This is a genomic window from Herbaspirillum lusitanum, assembly GCF_046025995.1.
GTDB classification, from domain to species: domain Bacteria; phylum Pseudomonadota; class Gammaproteobacteria; order Burkholderiales; family Burkholderiaceae_D; genus Herbaspirillum; species Herbaspirillum lusitanum_A.
In genome coordinates, this window is record NZ_JAQQFM010000015.1 from 20,854 (window position 1) to 36,242 (window position 15,389).

12 protein-coding genes are annotated in these 15,389 nt (G+C 59.8%); 4 read left to right on the forward strand and 8 right to left on the reverse strand.

Annotated elements, in window-relative coordinates; all coding sequences use genetic code 11:
* Positions 1-166 precede the first annotated feature (166 nt).
* The 4 genes from PQR62_RS24200 to PQR62_RS24215 all read right to left on the reverse strand — a co-directional run bounded on the left by PQR62_RS24200 (position 167) and on the right by PQR62_RS24215 (position 5,340).
* Positions 167-820, reverse strand: coding sequence for an HAD family hydrolase (locus PQR62_RS24200; protein WP_408160642.1), 654 nt, complete (start codon positions 818-820; stop codon positions 167-169).
* A gap of 10 nt (positions 821-830) precedes the next feature.
* Positions 831-1,976 carry a c-type cytochrome biogenesis protein CcsB gene (gene ccsB, locus PQR62_RS24205; RefSeq protein ID WP_408160643.1) on the reverse strand — a complete coding sequence of 382 codons (1,146 nt, stop codon included), beginning with the start codon at positions 1,974-1,976 and terminating at the stop codon, positions 831-833.
* A gap of 219 nt (positions 1,977-2,195) precedes the next feature.
* On the reverse strand, positions 2,196-4,370 hold the full coding sequence (locus PQR62_RS24210) for a cytochrome c biogenesis protein ResB (protein ID WP_408160644.1): 2,175 nt from the start codon (positions 4,368-4,370) through the stop codon (positions 2,196-2,198).
* Between the two features lie 301 nt (positions 4,371-4,671).
* The gene (locus tag PQR62_RS24215) at positions 4,672-5,340 is read right to left on the reverse strand and encodes a c-type cytochrome (protein WP_408160645.1); all 669 of its coding nucleotides are present in this window, start codon (positions 5,338-5,340) and stop codon (positions 4,672-4,674) included.
* A gap of 199 nt (positions 5,341-5,539) precedes the next feature.
* Between PQR62_RS24215 and yihA the strand changes: the two genes are divergently transcribed.
* Together yihA and hemB are read left to right on the forward strand one after the other, a co-directional pair.
* Positions 5,540-6,286, forward strand: coding sequence for a ribosome biogenesis GTP-binding protein YihA/YsxC (yihA, locus tag PQR62_RS24220; RefSeq protein WP_408160646.1), 747 nt, complete (start codon positions 5,540-5,542; stop codon positions 6,284-6,286).
* Between the two features lie 395 nt (positions 6,287-6,681).
* Positions 6,682-7,704 carry a porphobilinogen synthase gene (hemB, locus tag PQR62_RS24225; protein ID WP_408160647.1) on the forward strand — a complete coding sequence of 341 codons (1,023 nt, stop codon included), beginning with the start codon at positions 6,682-6,684 and terminating at the stop codon, positions 7,702-7,704.
* A 144-nt stretch (positions 7,705-7,848) separates the two neighbouring features.
* On the opposite strand, the gene PQR62_RS24230 is transcribed toward hemB, so the two are convergent.
* From PQR62_RS24230 to gbd, 3 genes are all read right to left on the reverse strand, one after another.
* Positions 7,849-9,057 carry an ABC transporter substrate-binding protein gene (locus tag PQR62_RS24230; RefSeq protein ID WP_408160648.1) on the reverse strand — a complete coding sequence of 403 codons (1,209 nt, stop codon included), beginning with the start codon at positions 9,055-9,057 and terminating at the stop codon, positions 7,849-7,851.
* Positions 9,058-9,137: 80 nt separating this feature from the next.
* Positions 9,138-10,727 (reverse strand): aldehyde dehydrogenase (NADP(+)), encoded by a 1,590-nt coding sequence (locus PQR62_RS24235; protein WP_408160649.1) that lies wholly within the window; start codon positions 10,725-10,727, stop codon positions 9,138-9,140.
* A 183-nt stretch (positions 10,728-10,910) separates the two neighbouring features.
* The gene (gene gbd, locus PQR62_RS24240; RefSeq protein WP_408160650.1) at positions 10,911-12,050 is read right to left on the reverse strand and encodes a 4-hydroxybutyrate dehydrogenase; all 1,140 of its coding nucleotides are present in this window, start codon (positions 12,048-12,050) and stop codon (positions 10,911-10,913) included.
* A 236-nt stretch (positions 12,051-12,286) separates the two neighbouring features.
* Here gbd and PQR62_RS24245 point away from each other — a divergent pair, with 236 nt between their 5' ends.
* A complete protein-coding gene (locus tag PQR62_RS24245; RefSeq protein WP_408160651.1) occupies positions 12,287-13,294 on the forward strand; it encodes a LysR substrate-binding domain-containing protein in 1,008 nt (335 codons plus the stop codon).
* Between the two features lie 66 nt (positions 13,295-13,360).
* Here the strand turns inward: PQR62_RS24245 and PQR62_RS24250 are convergent, their stop codons facing one another.
* Entirely contained in the window at positions 13,361-13,999 is a 639-nt protein-coding gene (locus PQR62_RS24250; protein ID WP_408160652.1) for a peroxiredoxin, read from the reverse strand.
* A gap of 234 nt (positions 14,000-14,233) precedes the next feature.
* Between PQR62_RS24250 and PQR62_RS24255 the strand changes: the two genes are divergently transcribed.
* Complete coding sequence (locus PQR62_RS24255; protein ID WP_408160653.1) at positions 14,234-15,379, forward strand: ABC transporter substrate-binding protein; 1,146 nt, start codon at positions 14,234-14,236, stop codon at positions 15,377-15,379.
* Positions 15,380-15,389: the final 10 nt, after the last annotated feature.

The window sequence follows — 15,389 nt, forward strand, 5'->3', positions numbered from 1 at the left end:
GCCCAGGCGCTGAATTCAGCAAAAAAGTCGGCAAAAAGCTGCAATCGCAGTGATGCCTGCTGACAAACTAAGGGATAGAACGGCGGGGAATGCGGCAGGAAAATCGGGCGCGCCATGCATCAGCCCCCGCCTGAGGGAGTTGATGCATGGAAAAACAAAAAAGGATTTAGGCGCTGGCCAGATGCGGATGCAATTCGGCCAGCTCACGCACCACATGCACGCCGGAAGGGATGTCGGGATCAGGCTGATGCACCTGCAAGGCATAGACCTTCATGCCGGCAGCCAGGCCGGCGTGGATGCCGGGCAGACTGTCCTCCACCACCGCGCAACGCGCAGGCGGCACGCCGAGGCTGGCGGCGGCGTGCAGGAACAATGCCGGATCGGGTTTCCAGCGCTGCACGTCGTAGGCGCTGAAAATGCGGCCGGCGAAGTAAGGCAGCATGCCGGTCACGCTCAGACACAGTTCGATCTTGGCATGCGGCGCATTGGATGCCAGACAGAACGGAATCGCCATCGATTGCACCAGTTCCAGCGCGCCCTTGATCGGCTGCAGACGCTGGCGCAGCATGTCGGCCATCAGCTCGCGCAGCTCATGTTCGAACGCCGCCGGCAAAGGTGCGCCATGCAACTCTTCGATACGCGCCACGCACAGCTTCATGCTGGCGCCCTTGAACTGACGCAGCGCCTCCTGCGCGGTCAGGTTGACGCCGTAGCGGGCGACGTATTCCGACCAGGCATCGGCCGCCACGACTTCGCTGTCGACCAGGGTTCCATCGCAGTCGAACAGCACCAGATCGATGGCAGCGTCAGCGTCGCTCATGTGTTTTCCCTCAAAGTTCGCCGTAAGAATGCAGACCGGACAGGAACATGTTCACGCCCAGGAATGCAAAGGTGGTGACCAGCAGGCCGACCAGCGCCCACCAGGCCGCGACTTGTCCGCGCAGGCCCTTCATCAGGCGCATGTGCAGCCAGGCCGCATAGTTGAGCCAGACGATCAGCGCCCAGGTTTCTTTCGGATCCCAGGACCAGTAGCCGCCCCAGGCTTCGGCCGCCCACAGCGCGCCGAGAATGGTGGCGATGGTAAAGAAGGCGAAGCCGACCGCGATGGCCTTGTACATGACGTCGTCCAGCACTTCCAGCGACGGCAGGCGATCAACGAGATAGCCCTTGGATTTGAGCAGATACGCCACCGCCACCATGGCCGACAGCGCGAAGGTGCCGTAACCGATGAAGTTGGCCGGCACGTGAATCTTCATCCACCAGCTTTGCAGCGCCGGCACCAGCGGCTGGATTTCTGCCGCGTCGCGCGAGACCGTGTACCACAGCAGGAAACCGACCGCCGCCGAAATCACCAGCAGCACGAAGGCGCCCAGCTGGCGCGTGGCGTAGTGTTGTTCGTAGTAAAGATAGAACAGTGCGGTGATCATGCAGAACAGGATGAACACTTCGTACAGATTGGAAATCGGGATGTGGCCGACATCGGCGCCGATCAGATAGGACTCGTACCAGCGCACCAGCATGCCGGTGAAGCCGAGGATCACCGCCGCCCAGCACAGCTTGGAACCGATGGCGCCGCCGGTCTCCGAACGCGCCAGCAAGCCGCCCCAATAGAACAGCGTGGCGAGGAAGAACAGCGCGCTCATCCAGAGGATGGCGGACTGGCTCGACAGCATGTATTTGAGGAAGAATTTCTTGTCCGCCATCTCCAGCGAACCGCCGTACATGGCGATGGCGCCCAGCGCCAGAATCGCCAGCAGCGGGATCAGCCAGCGCACCGATTTCCAGTGCCAGCCGAGCCAGGCGAAGGTCGGGGCGGCCAGCAGCAGCACCGCCTTTTCGTAGTAATCCATATAGCCGCCGAAGCGGTTCAGCGCAAACAGTGAACCGGCCAACAACGCGGCCGCATATAACCAGTCCACCATACTCAAGCGCCGGAAGAAGCCCTGATCCTGGGCGTAGCTTTGCGTCAATTCCATTTTGCTCTCCGGTTCATTTCCCACGTCATGCTACCGGCACCGTCGCTCCGGGATATGCGTCTGTGAAAATAGCCACCATAGTCGGTGGCATCGTCTCCATGAATATGACGTAGCGGCTTATGGCGCCGCTATCTGAGGTTCATTACTGCGTGATGTCGCCGCTGCTGCGCGCTGCCGGCATGCCATTGCGGCCAGCGGCGGCTCGCGCCGGCCGTAAGCTTACGCCGATTGGCTCAATCGCGCTTTCATCTGCTCGAATTCCTTTTCGAAATCCAGCGTCTTGCGTTGCGTGCTCATCGCCATCAAGGCATGGCTGCCCTCGCTTTGCGCAGCATCGGCGCCCTCTTTCGCCTGCGGCCGGATCCAGATCCAGAGGCGGCGTTCGCGGATATACAACATCGAAAACACGCCCAGCACCAGGAACAGGCAGCCCAGATAAACCACCTTCTTGCCCGGCGAGCGCGTGACCTGGAACACCGAAGCCTTGATCTCTTCGAAGCCGCTCAATTGCAGCAGCACGGGCGCCGGATAGAAGGCGGCATCGGCCAGTGCATTGATTGCCAGTTGCAGATAGCGCGCATTCTTTTCGTCGCTCGGTGCTGCCTTCAGGCCATCTTTTTCGCGCGCAGTCTGCCACAGTTCCCACATGCTGCCATTGAGAATCTTCATGAAGATATCAGCAGCTTTGGTCTGCTCTTCCGGCGGCAGCTTTTCGAGGAAACGAGACACCGCGATATAGCCCGACGCCTTGTCATCGCCGGCGAAAATGTCCAGCCCCTTCTGCGCGGATTGCTGCAGTTGCATACGCAACTGTTCGGAGGTTTCACGCGCGCCGCTGATGGCATGGCGCGAATAACGCTGCGCCGCTTCTGCGCGCAGCGCAGGATCGGCCAGGGCGGCACGCATGCGCACCCAGTCGGCGACGCTGTCATCTTCATCGGCCGGAATGCGCAGATAGCGGAACGGCTGATCCGGCTGATCACGCATGCCGGCCAGGAACACGTAGGCGCCGTCGAGCTGAATCGGCTGCATGTAATTCATGTATTCGCGCGCCTGCCCTGTCTTGTCGCGCAGTTTGTATTGCACGCTGGGGCCGACGTTTTTAAGATCCTTGGTATTGGCACTCTTGGCGCCCGAGCCGAGGTGTTTGTCGAGGTCGTCGATCAGCTTGCGGTTGAGGCTCTTGTCGACGTTCACGGCGCGCGCATCGATGGCGCCCTTGGCATTGCCCGCCGTACCGGCGACCGCCATGTTTTCGACGTTGAAGGGGCGGAAGCCGCTCCACTCCACCGTGTAAGCGCCCGCGGCCTGCGTCAGCGGCGTGCTGCCGTTGACTTCACCGGCGATCTCGAAGCTCTTGGCCTGCTTGCCGCTCATCGGATAGCCGGTAAGTTTGAGCTTGCTGCCGCCGTCTTCGAAACTCGACTGATAAATCGCCACGCCCTTGTAGATCAGCGGCTGATTGACCTTGATGGTGGCGGTGATGTCCTTGCCGGTTTCATGATCGCGCACCACCACATCGCTGGCGAACAGCTTGGGCATGCCGGTCGAATAGAAATCGATGACGAAGCGCTTGAGATGAATGGTGAAGGGCAGATCCTGAATCATCACGCCGTTCTGTTGCGGGATGATGGCGGTGCTGCTGCTGGAACCTTCAGGAATCAGGGTATTGCCGCGAAAGGTCGGATTGCCTATGCCAAGGCGATAACGCTCGGGAATCTGCGCAATCACGCCGTTGCCGGTGAAGGGCTGCTTGCCGAACACCCACTGCTGAAAACGAATCGGCAAATCGGAATCGAGCAAGCCGCCGATGCAGATAATCACGATCGCGGCATGCGCAAAAATATAGCCCCATTTATTGGCCGCGCCCTGCTTGGCGGTCAACAGCGTCGCGCCGTCTTTTTCCACTAGCTTGACCTTGTAGCCGTTGGCGCGCACGCGCTGGGCCAGATAGGCAGCCAGCTCGGCAACCGGTGCGGCGGCGTTCCATTCCGCCTTGTGGTGAAAATTGCGCAGGGATTGCTCGCGCACATTGTCGCGCCAGCTGCGCACATCTTTCAACATCTTGGGCGCATTGCGCGCGATGCACAGCGACGTCGACAGCACCAGGAAGCCCATGATCATCAGGAACCACCAGGCCGAATAGACCGCGTACAAACCCAGCTTGTTGAAGACTTCGAACCAGAACGGGCCGAATTGATTGACGTAATTCGGCATCGGGTCGTTCTGCTTGAGCACGGTGCCGATCACCGAGGCAATCGCGATCAAAGTCAGCAGACTGATCGCGAAACGCATGGATGAAACCAGTTCAACCGCATCGCCCAGCCAGCGCCGCTGGGTCTTGATGCGAATTCCTTCGGTGTTGCCGCCTGCCATTTCGGTACTGCTTGTCATATTTACCCCAGCGAATCCATTCCCGGGGATTCGTTCGTTTGATTCATGCTGCATGCTTGCTGCACTGATCTTCGCTTAGCGTCCGGCATCAACACAGCACGAAATCTATGCCATTCAGGCAAGAATGCGCACGAAAGATAGTCGGTTTACTGCCATCCGGACGGTCGAATTGCTTGCAAGGATACCCGCAAATCATTTTTGGCACCGGCAACAGAATTTCGAAACAGCTTTCGCATGGGCGAAAAAAAGGGTGACGCAGCGGCCACCCCGTATTCTTTTTAGTGTTGACATGTCGCAGCGACTACTTCAGACCCGCGATGTAATCGGCGACGGCTTTGATTTCCTTGTCCGACAGGCGCTCGGCGATGGTAGTCATCTGTACGCCATTTTTGCGCGTGCCGTTGCGGAAATTGGTCAGCTCGGCCACCGTGTAATCCTGATGCTGGCCTGCCAGGCGCGGATATTGCGCCGGGATGCCGGCGCCGTTCGGGCTATGGCAGCCGGCGCAGGCCGGCACGTTCTTGGAGGCAATGCCGCCGCGGTAAATCTGCTTGCCGAGATCCAGCGTTTCCTTGCTCTTGGCAGCGCCCGGCTTGGGCGACTGCGTGCTGAGATAGGCTGCCAGATTCTTGATGTCCTCATCCGACAAGGCCTTGGCCTGCGGCGTCATGATGGGATTGTTGCGATCCGGCGAGCGAAAGTTGGTCAGTTGCTTGGCGATATAGGCTTCATGCTGCCCCGCCAGTTTGGGGTTCTGAGTGATGGTGGAGTTGCCGGCGGCGCCATGACAGGAAACACACGCCACGATATTGCGTGCACTGTCGCCATTGGTATACAGAGTTTCCCCCTTGGCCGGATCGGCCTTGGCGACAACTTCTGCTTTTTTTTCTTCGGCGGCATATGCCAGGGAGGAAACTGCCAGCAATGCGATGAATACGGACTGCACAATTGGGGAAAAGGCACGGTTCATTAGACACCCTGAGACTTATTTAATTAAGATTTTGCCCGTTTGGCGGCTAGCTGCCCCCTATCCATGCCGGTCTTTTATACCTGTCTCCACTGGCCGCCAGATTTTTGTTTACTTGGCGTCAACTCGGCATGAGATAACTCCTCATTGTACAATAGCTTTTCCGCGTTTTTGCCCCACCTTTTGCATTTTCCCCACGCCCATGTCGCAACTCTGGCAAGCCCGTTTTTTCACTACCGTCAATCACTTGCGTGATCTGCCGAAGACCAGCGTGCCTGAAATCGCATTCGCCGGTCGCTCCAATGCAGGCAAGTCGACGGCCATCAATATTCTGTGCAATCAGAAGCGTCTGGCCTTCGCGTCGAAGACCCCCGGACGCACGCAGCACATCAATTTCTTTTCGATAGGCGGCGCCCACGTGGCCCAGCATCGCAAGGATGAAACGAAGGTCGATGAGATCCGCGCCTTGCTGGTGGACTTGCCGGGCTACGGCTACGCCCAGGTCTCGGGCTCGGCCAAATTTCACTGGCAGGAACTGCTGGGCGATTATGTGCGCCGCCGCGAACAACTGGCCGCTCTGGTGCTGATCGTCGACGCGCGCCGGCCCTTCACCGATCTGGATATCCAGATGATTGAATGGTTTGCGCCGACCGGCAAACCCATCCATTGCATCCTGAGCAAGGCCGACAAACTGAACCGCAACGAGTCGACCAATGCCTTGCGTCAGGCGCACAGTTATCTCGCCAGCTATGCGGATTCCAGTGGTCTGCCCTTCCCGTTTACGGCGCAATTGTTCTCCGCGCTCAAGCGCATCGGGCTGGAAGAAGCGGACGACAAGATCGTGGAACTGGCCGGCCTGAAAAATCCACCGGCGGCGTTGGAAGCAGCAGCGCCTGCGCCGGTTCAGGAACAAATTGCAACGCCTGATCAGGATCCGACTCAGGCTTGATGCATGACAACGCCCGCCTGATGCGCTGCACATAAAATCTGCGGCGAAATAAGCATCGCAGAGCTCAGGCCAGAAAACGTCTATCACTCCGAGATGCCTGCCGAAAAATGCAAGCAAAGGAATCAGGACGTGAAAATGGCATGAAAAGAGCGCGGAAATAAAAAAAACCCTGGAGAAAGGGGATTATCTCCAGGGTTGAACGCCCATCGCTTGCACGATCGGCCCCGCTCAGGGAGGGAAGGGGAAGCGGGAGGCAAAATTAATTGCCTACGCGTAAGATATAGCTCCGAATGAAAAGTTTCAGCACGGAGTTCAGTTTTATATTTTTCTGAATTTAACGACGTTTAGCTAGAATTAATTCTATTTAGACGTGATTTAGCGAAAGATTTCGAATCATGGCTCGTCCCAATTCCTATACCGCCCCCGCCTCTTTTCCTGCTCTTCGTATGCGCCGCATGCGCAAGGACGTGTTCTCGCGCGCCATGATGCAAGAGAACGTCATCACCGCCAGCGATCTGATCTATCCCGTCTTCGTTCAAGAAGGACAGAAGCTGCGCACGCCGGTGGCGTCCTTGCCGGGCGTCGAGCGTTTGTCGCTGGATACCCTGCTGCCGGTGGCGGAAGAATGCGTGGCGCTGGGGATTCCGGTGCTGGCGCTGTTCCCGGTGATCGATCCTGCGCTGAAGACGCCGGACGGCATCGAAGCGACCAATCCGGACGGTCTGATCCCGCGCGTGGTGCATGCGCTGAAACAGCGCTTTCCTGAGCTGGGCATCCTGACCGACGTTGCACTGGATCCTTACACCAGCCACGGCCAGGACGGCGTGCTGGATGACAACGGCTACGTGCTGAACGATGAAACCACCGAATTGCTGGTCAGGCAGGGTCTGACGCAAGCAACTGCCGGCGTCGATATCGTGGCGCCGTCGGACATGATGGATGGCCGCATCGCCGCCTTGCGCGCCGGCCTGGAAGAACACGGCCACATCTACACCCGCATCATGGCGTACTCAGCCAAGTACGCATCGGCTTTCTACGGCCCCTTCCGTGATGCCGTCGGCTCTGCCGCCAATCTGGGCAAGAGCAACAAGAGCACCTATCAGATGGATCCGGCCAATAGCGATGAAGCGCTGCGCGAAGTGGCGCTGGACCTGGCCGAAGGCGCCGACATGGTGATGGTCAAACCCGGCATGCCGTATCTCGATATCGTGCGTCGTGTGAAGGACGAATTCAAGGTGCCGACCTTCGCCTATCAGGTCAGCGGCGAATACGCGATGATCAAGGCGGCAGCGCAAAACGGCTGGCTGGATCACGACAAGACCATGCTGGAAGCCATGATGGCGTTCAAGCGCGCAGGCGCCGACGGCGTGCTGACTTATTTCGCGCTGGATATCGCGCGTCATCTGAAACGCGGCTAATCGCTGGCGGGACCGCTCCGCACAAAGAAAACCGGCCGGCGCCGTACAGGAAATCTGATTTCGTGTGCAGCGCCGGCCGGTTTTTTATCGCCTTGAGATCTGGCGAAAGCCTGATGCAGGTCTTGCCTGCATCAAAGCCTCAGATCACTTCCACAAAGCGCACTTCGATTCCGCCTTGGTCATGTAAGCCTGTTCGCCCGGAATTGTCTGCACCAGCTTGTAATAGTCCCATGGGCGTTTGGATTCGGACGGCTTCTTCACTTCCATCAGATACATGTCGTGCACCATGCGGCCATCCGGACGCACCACGCCATTGCTGGTGAAGAAATCGTTGATCTTGTTCTTGCGCAGATAGTCCATCACCTTGTCGGCATCGGTGCCGCCCACCGCCTTGACCGCCTTCAGATACTGGCCCACTGCCGATGCATCGCCGGCCTGGAACATGGTCGGCATCTTCTTCATCTTGCCGAAGTAGCGATTGCCCCATGCGCGCGACTGATCGTTCATGTCCCAGTACCAGCCGTCGGTCAGGTACATGCCCTGGGTGACTTGCAGGCCCAGCGAGTGCGTATCGGTGATGAAGATCAGCAGACCGGCCAGCTTCATGGTCTTGTTCACGCCGAATTCATTGGCGGCCTTGATGGCGTTGATGACGTCGCCGCCCGCGACCGCCAGGCCCAGGATCTGGGCCTTGGAGGATTGCGCCTGCAGCAGGAAGGATGAGAAGTCCGACGTCGCCAGCGGTGCGCGCACCTGGCCGACCACGGTGCCGCCGCCGGCCTTCACCACGTCGCTGGTATCTTTTTCAAGCGAGGTGCCGAAGGCATAATCGGCGGTCACGAAGTACCACGACTTGCCGCCTTGCTTGGTGATGGCGGCACCGGTGCCGCGCGCCAGCGCCGTAGTGTCGTAGGCATACTGGATGGTGTAGGCATTGCATTCTTCATTGGTCTGGCGCGTGGTGCCGGCGCCGACCGAGATGAAGACCTTTTTCTTCTCGCCCGCGACTTTGCCCATAGCCAGGCTGGCGGCCGAATTCACGCCGCCGACCAGCATGTCGACGCCGTCGCGGTCAAACCATTCGCGCGCCTTGTTGGCGGCAATGTCGGCCTTGTTCTGATGGTCGGCAAAAACGAATTCGACCTTCTTGCCATTGATAGTGCCACCGGCGTCGGCAATCGCCATCTTGATGGCCTCGATACCGCCCTGGCCGTCCATGTCGGCGTAGGTGCCCGACAGGTCAGTGATGAAACCGATTTTGATGGTGTCGCCGGCGGCGGATGCTGCAGACGATATGCCGAACAGTGCACAGACGGCCGCAGACAATGCAGCCCGTTTCAGGGTTTGCTTCAAGGTGCTCTCCTCCAGGTGATGAAAGGACTCCGCCGTGGCGGAGCCCGTTTTGAATTTTTATGGGTGCTGCAAATTACAACTTAAGCGCCGATCACCGCGCGCGTCGATTCGCCATCGACCAGACGCAGCAGGCCCAGCGGATTGGCATTCTTCAATGCTGCCGGCAGCATTGCATCCGGATAGTTCTGATAGCAGACCGGACGCAGGAAACGCTCGATCGCCAGCGTGCCCACCGAAGTGCCGCGCGCGTCGGACGTGGCCGGATACGGACCGCCGTGCACCATGGCATCGCAGACTTCGACCCCGGTCGGATAACCGTTCAGCAACAGACGGCCGGCCTTGGATTCGAACACTTCGACCAGATCGCGATTGGCTTCCAGATCGGCGACTTCAGCCTGCAGCGTGGCGGTCAGCTGGCCGTGCATGTTGCGCGCGAAGTCCAGCAGTTGCTCGCGGCTTTCCAGTTCGACAATCACGGTCGAGGGGCCGAACACTTCTTCTTCCAGCGGCGCTTCCTTGGCGAACAGCAAGGCGGCATCGGCCTGGAACAGATGCGGCACCGCTTGCTTGTCGCTGCTGCCGCCCGCGGCCAATACCTTCACGCCCGGCAATTGCTGCAGACGGCTGACGCCGCTGCCGTAGTGCTGCAGGCCGCCGGCATTGAGCATGGTTTGCGGCGCCTGGCCGGAGATGGCGGCGCTCAGTTGTTCGATAAAGGCGGTCAGCTCGGGCGATCGCACGCCCAGCAGCAAACCGGGGTTGGTGCACAGCTGGCCGCAACCCATCACGACCGAAGCGGCCAGATCCTTGGCGATGTTGGCGCCGCGGGTTTTCAAGGCTTCCGGCATCAGCACGATGGGGTTGATGCTCGACATTTCGGCAAACACCGGGATCGGTTGCGGACGCGCCGCCGCCATGTCGCACAAGGCACGACCGCCGCGCAGCGAACCGGTGAAACCGACCGCCTGGATACCGGCGCTCTTGACCAGCTGCGCGCCGACGCGATCGCCGTAAATCATGTTGAAGGTGCCGGCCGGCATGCCGCTGCTCTTGACGGCGCGCTCGATGGCATCGGCCACCAGCTCCGATGTCACCAGGTGACCGGTGTGCGCCTTGAACACCACCGGGCAGCCGGCTGCCAGCGCCGCTGCGGTATCGCCGCCGGCGACCGAAAACGCCAATGGGAAATTGCTGGCGCCGAACACCGCCACCGGGCCGACGCCGATCTTGTATTGACGCACATCCGGACGCGGCATCGGTTGGCGCTGCGGCAGCGCGGTGTCGATACGCGCACCGTAGAAATCGCCGCGACGCAGCACTTTGGCGAACAGACGCATCTGATTGCTGGTGCGGCTGCGCTCGCCTTGCAGACGGCCGGCCGGCAACGCGGTTTCGCGCGAGACGGCGGCGATGAAATCATCGCCGAGCGCATCGATCTCGGTCGCGATGGCGTCGAGGAAGGTCGCACGCTGTTCGGAGGTGCTGGCGCGGAATGCCGGATAAGCCTGTTCGGCCGCCTGCACCGCCGCCGACACTTCCTGCTCGGTGGCTGTGATGAAGGGTACGGCATAGGCTTCGCCGGTGGTGGCATCGATACTCTTGAGGGCGACGTCGCCCTGACCGCTGCGTTGGCCGCCGATGTAGTTGTGACCGAGAATGGTGATGCTCATGGTGTGCTCCTGTTTGTTGATGACGCCGCCACGCCGTGGTGATCGCGCCTTGATAAATTCCGAACCGGGTTCAAATCCCGATCAATCCAAATGCCTCAGGCCGTGAACCGCAAACTGCGGGCACGGCCTGTCTGATTGCCTGCGAAGAACTGACCAAACCTCATCAGCGAGCTGCGCGGCGCATTACATCGATTGCTGCAACATACGCTCGTAGTCCGCCTCAGAGGCGACGCGCGGATTGGTCTTGTGGCTGTGATCGGCCAATGCGCCCTTGATGATCCCGGGGTACATGTCGACCGTCACCCCCAGCTCGGCCAGACCGCCCGGCAAGCCCAGACGCTGACTCATGTCCTTGATCGCCGGACCGATCTGCGCCGCATCCTTCAGACCCATCGCCTGCGCAATGCGCGCCAGCTTCTGTTCCTTGATGACCGATTCCGAGTCCTTGTTGAACGCGATGATGGCCGGCAGGAAGATCGCATTCAGGGTGCCGTGGTGCAGACGCGGATTGATGCCGCCCAGCGAGTGGCTGAGGCTGTGCACACAACCCAGGCCCTTCTGGAAAGCCAGCGCGCCCTGCATCGAAGCGCTCATCATGTTGAGGCGCGCTTCGCGGTCGTGAGGCTCCTTGGTGGCGCGTTCGATGTGCCCCCAGGCGCGCCACAGACCGTCCAGCGCAATGCCGTCGGCCGGCGGATTGAAGGAGGGCGCCATGAAGGTTTCCAGGCAGTGCGCAATCGCATCCATGCCGGTGGCAGCGGTCATCATGGCCGGCAGATTCAGGGTCAGTTCGGGATCGCAGATCGCCGAGCGCGGCACCAGATACGGCGACAACACGCCGACCTTGCGACCATCGTCCAGAATCAGGATCGCGCCGCGACCGACTTCGCTGCCGGTGCCGGCGGTGGTCGGAATCGCAATCACCGGCGCAGTCTTGGCGGTGATATTGGACAGGCCGCCCTCGATCAGCGCAAACGACTTGAGCGGACCTTCGTGCGTGCCGCAGACCGCCACGCCCTTGGCCAGGTCGATGGACGATCCGCCGCCGACGGCGACGATGCCGTCGCAGCCGCCTTCACGGAACAGGCTGACTGCGGCGCGCACGGCGTTTTCATTCGGATTGGGCGGGGTCTGATCGAACACCGCGACCTGCGCGCCGTCTTTCAGCTGCGCCAGCACCTTGTCGAGAATGCCGGCGTTGCGGATACCCATGTCGGTCACCACCAGCGGCTTGCGGATATTCAGACGGTCGCATTCCTGCTGCAGCAGCGCCAGTGCGCCGTAGTCGAACTGAATCTGGGTAATGTAGTTAATGAGTGCCATCGTACATAGCCTTAAAGTTATAGATATCTTTTCCGTCCGGTTTTCGCGCCGGCCTGCTCCGAGGCCGTAGAAAATTCATGTTCTCCAATACGGGAAAAGCTTTTGCAGCGAAACTTTAAGTCAATGAAGAGGCTTTGCCTATTGAGACCTTCTGATACAGTTATAAGTAAATTTCATACCCAGCCGCGAATTTCATCAACGATCTCCCCAACCGGGCGCCAGCTGGCGCACTGACCATGGCTTCCGCTCAGACTCCTTCATTCCCCGCCGCTTCCGCCCTGCCCTCGCTGGCCTCGATCACCTCGCGCTTGCATCTCAAGCAACTGCGGCTGCTGATCGCGCTGGCCGACCATGGTTCGCTGCTCAAGGCGGCGGAACAGGTGGCGCTGACCCAGCCCGGCGCCAGCAAGGCGCTGCAGGAAATCGAAGCTACCCTGGGCGCGCAATTGTTCGTGCGTACCAATCGCGGACTGGAGGCGACTGACCTCGGCCATTGCGTGATCCGCTATGCGCGCCTGATTCAGACCGACCTGGTGCATCTGCGCGAAGAAATGCTGAGCATCATGCAAGGCCACGGCGGCCGGCTGGCGCTGGGCGTGATCATGGGCGCGGTGCCGCTGCTGACCGATGCGCTGTCGCGGCTGCTGGAGAAGCGTCCGGCGCTGTCGGTGGAGATCGTGGAAGACACCAGCGCGCGTCTATTGCGTCTGCTGGATCAAGGAAGGCTGGATATGGCGATCTGCCGCACCAGCATCAGCCAGCAGCCGCATCTGTACGACGCGGTGAACATCCACAATGAAGAGCTGGCGGTGGTGGCCAGCGTGGATCATCCGCTGGCGCAGGCGCGCCAGTTGCAGTTGGCGGATCTGGCCGACTCGCGCTGGGTGGTGTACTCGGCCAACATGCCGATGCGACTGACGCTGGAACGCGAATTCCACGCCGCCGACCTGCGCTTTCCGCTACATCTGCTGGAAACCACTTCGGCCTTCACCACCTGGTCGCTGCTGCAAAAGAATCCGCAATTCGTGGCGCTGATGTCCATCGATGTCGCTCAGTTCTGCACACGCTACGGCATGACCTGCATCCTGCCGCTGCAACTGCATTCGCGCAGCGAACCTTATCAACTGGTGACGCGTCATGGCAGTCCGCTGACGCCGGTGGCGCAGATGTTCATCGATGAATTCGGCGCTAAGTACAGCGATAAGCCCGGCGATGAAGTCGGTGAAACCGCAGAAAAAAAATGAAGATAAAAAAACGCTCCCGAAGGAGCGTTTTTGTTTGCAGCAGGATGTACAGCTCAGCGTGCCCGATTACTTGTTCGGCTGCGGCGTAATGCGCAGGTAAGGACGCGGCGAGGTGTAGCCCTTGGGATATTTCTGCTTGATCACTTCTTCGTCCTTGACCGACAGCGGGATGATCACGTCGTCGCCGTCTTTCCAGTTGCCCGGCGTCGCCACGGTGTAGCCGTCGGTCAGTTGCAGCGCATCGATCACGCGCAGCACTTCATCGAAATTACGGCCGGTGCTCATCGGGTAAGTGATGATCAGGCGCACCTTCTTTTTCGGGTCGACCACGAACAGCGAACGCACGGTGGCGGTTTCGGACTGGTTGGGATGGATCATGTCGTACAGACCGGCGACCTTCTTGTCGGTATCGGCCACGATGGGAAAACCGACCACGGTTTTCTGCGTGTCTTCGATGTCCTTGATCCATTGCTTGTGGGCTTCAGCGCCGTCCACCGACAGCGCGATGGCCTTGACGTTGCGCTTGTCGAATTCCGGCTTGAGCTTGGCGGTCAGACCCAGCTCGGTGGTGCACACCGGCGTGAAGTCGGCCGGATGGGAAAACAGCACCACCCAGGAGTCGCCTGCCCATTCGTGAAACTTGATCTTGCCGATCGAGGAATCCTGTTCGAAATCTGGTGCGGTATCGCCGAGACGCAAGCTCATGTCAGCCTCCTTTATTGGTTGGGAAATACAGAAGAGAGACTATAACTTGCAAGACCATCCACGCCAACAATTTATAAAGCGTATCCAAATAACCCAAGACTATAGCTACGAATGGCGGCGGCCTGCCCGCAGGTGAAGCACCATGTTATCGTATTGACCACATTTATATTGCCGACCAACGGCCAACCGCAGCAGGCGGGCGGCTCAAGCGCCCGCGCTCTGAAAGGAATGCCTATGCTCGGATCTGTTGCACGCAAACATCTGGCGATGCTGTTACTCGCTCTCGGCCTTTGCAATGCGCAGGCGGAACCGGGCATCAGTCCCGGCAAGATCGTGCTCGGCCAGTCGGTGGCGCTGAGTGGCGGCACCAGCCGCAGTCCTAGCTCTTACCAACTGGGCGCCAAAATCTATTTCGATGCGCTCAATGCCGCCGGCGGCGTAATGGGGCGCCGCGTTGAGCTCATCAGTATGGATGACCGCTTCGAGCCCGATCAGGCGCTGGCCAACACCAGACGCCTGATTCTTGAAGACAAGGTATTCGCCTTGTTCGGCTATGCCGGCAGCGCCACCAGCAAGATATCGCTGCCGCTGGCAAGCCAGTATGGCGTGCCCTTCTTTGCGCCGCGCTCGGGCAACGACATCCTGCGCCGTCCGCACAATCGCATGTTGTTCACCATTCGCGCCACGCACAAGGAAGAGTTTGAATTCCTGCTGAATCAGATGATGATGACCGGCCAGAAAAACATTGCCGTGTTCTATGAAGATAACGATTACGGCCGGCGCGATGTGGCGATCGTCGCCCAGAAGCTGAGCGATAAAGGCGGCCGCCTGCTGTTGGCAGCACCGGTCGCTGCCAACAGCATCGACGTCGGCGCCGCCAGCACGGAGTTGATCGCCAAGCAACCGGACGCCGTCATGCTGGCAGCGACCGCGCCGTCTAGCGCAGCGCTGATCCTGGCCATGCGACGCGGCGGCTACAACGGACAGTTCTACGGCCTGTCATTCATCGGCACGCAAGCGCTGCTGGAGTTACTGGGGAAGGAAGGCTCGGGCGTGGTGATTTCGCAGGTGGTGCCGTTTCCGTGGCGCGCCTCGACCATGCTGGTCAGCGAGTATCAGAAAGCCATGAAAAATGCGGCAAGCGCCGACCTCAATTTTGCCAGCCTGGAAGGCTATATCGCGGCCAAGATATTCACCGAAGGCCTGCGCCGCGCCGGTCGCAATCTGACGCGCGCCAGACTGATCACGGCGCTGGAAAGCATACACAGCAGCAATTACGATCCCGGCGGCATGGGCATCAACTTTTCCGCCGCCAATCATCATGGCTCGCAATACATCGACATGATCACGATCTCGCGCACCGGGCAGTTTTTGAACTGAAGGCGCCATG

What these genes read in the sequence shown, in the direction of transcription:
- PQR62_RS24200 (WP_408160642.1), bottom strand. Translation starts at nt 820, where the DNA reads ATGAGCGACGCTGACGCTGCCATCGATCTGGTGCTGTTCGACTGCGAT.
- ccsB (WP_408160643.1), bottom strand. Translation starts at nt 1,976, where the DNA reads ATGGAATTGACGCAAAGCTACGCCCAGGATCAGGGCTTCTTCCGGCGC.
- PQR62_RS24210 (WP_408160644.1), bottom strand. Translation starts at nt 4,370, where the DNA reads ATGACAAGCAGTACCGAAATGGCAGGCGGCAACACCGAAGGAATTCGC.
- PQR62_RS24215 (WP_408160645.1), bottom strand. Translation starts at nt 5,340, where the DNA reads ATGAACCGTGCCTTTTCCCCAATTGTGCAGTCCGTATTCATCGCATTG.
- yihA (WP_408160646.1), top strand. Translation starts at nt 5,540, where the DNA reads ATGTCGCAACTCTGGCAAGCCCGTTTTTTCACTACCGTCAATCACTTG.
- hemB (WP_408160647.1), top strand. Translation starts at nt 6,682, where the DNA reads ATGGCTCGTCCCAATTCCTATACCGCCCCCGCCTCTTTTCCTGCTCTT.
- PQR62_RS24235 (WP_408160649.1), bottom strand. Translation starts at nt 10,727, where the DNA reads ATGAGCATCACCATTCTCGGTCACAACTACATCGGCGGCCAACGCAGC.
- gbd (WP_408160650.1), bottom strand. Translation starts at nt 12,050, where the DNA reads ATGGCACTCATTAACTACATTACCCAGATTCAGTTCGACTACGGCGCA.
- PQR62_RS24245 (WP_408160651.1), top strand. Translation starts at nt 12,287, where the DNA reads ATGGCTTCCGCTCAGACTCCTTCATTCCCCGCCGCTTCCGCCCTGCCC.
- PQR62_RS24250 (WP_408160652.1), bottom strand. Translation starts at nt 13,999, where the DNA reads ATGAGCTTGCGTCTCGGCGATACCGCACCAGATTTCGAACAGGATTCC.
- PQR62_RS24255 (WP_408160653.1), top strand. Translation starts at nt 14,234, where the DNA reads ATGCTCGGATCTGTTGCACGCAAACATCTGGCGATGCTGTTACTCGCT.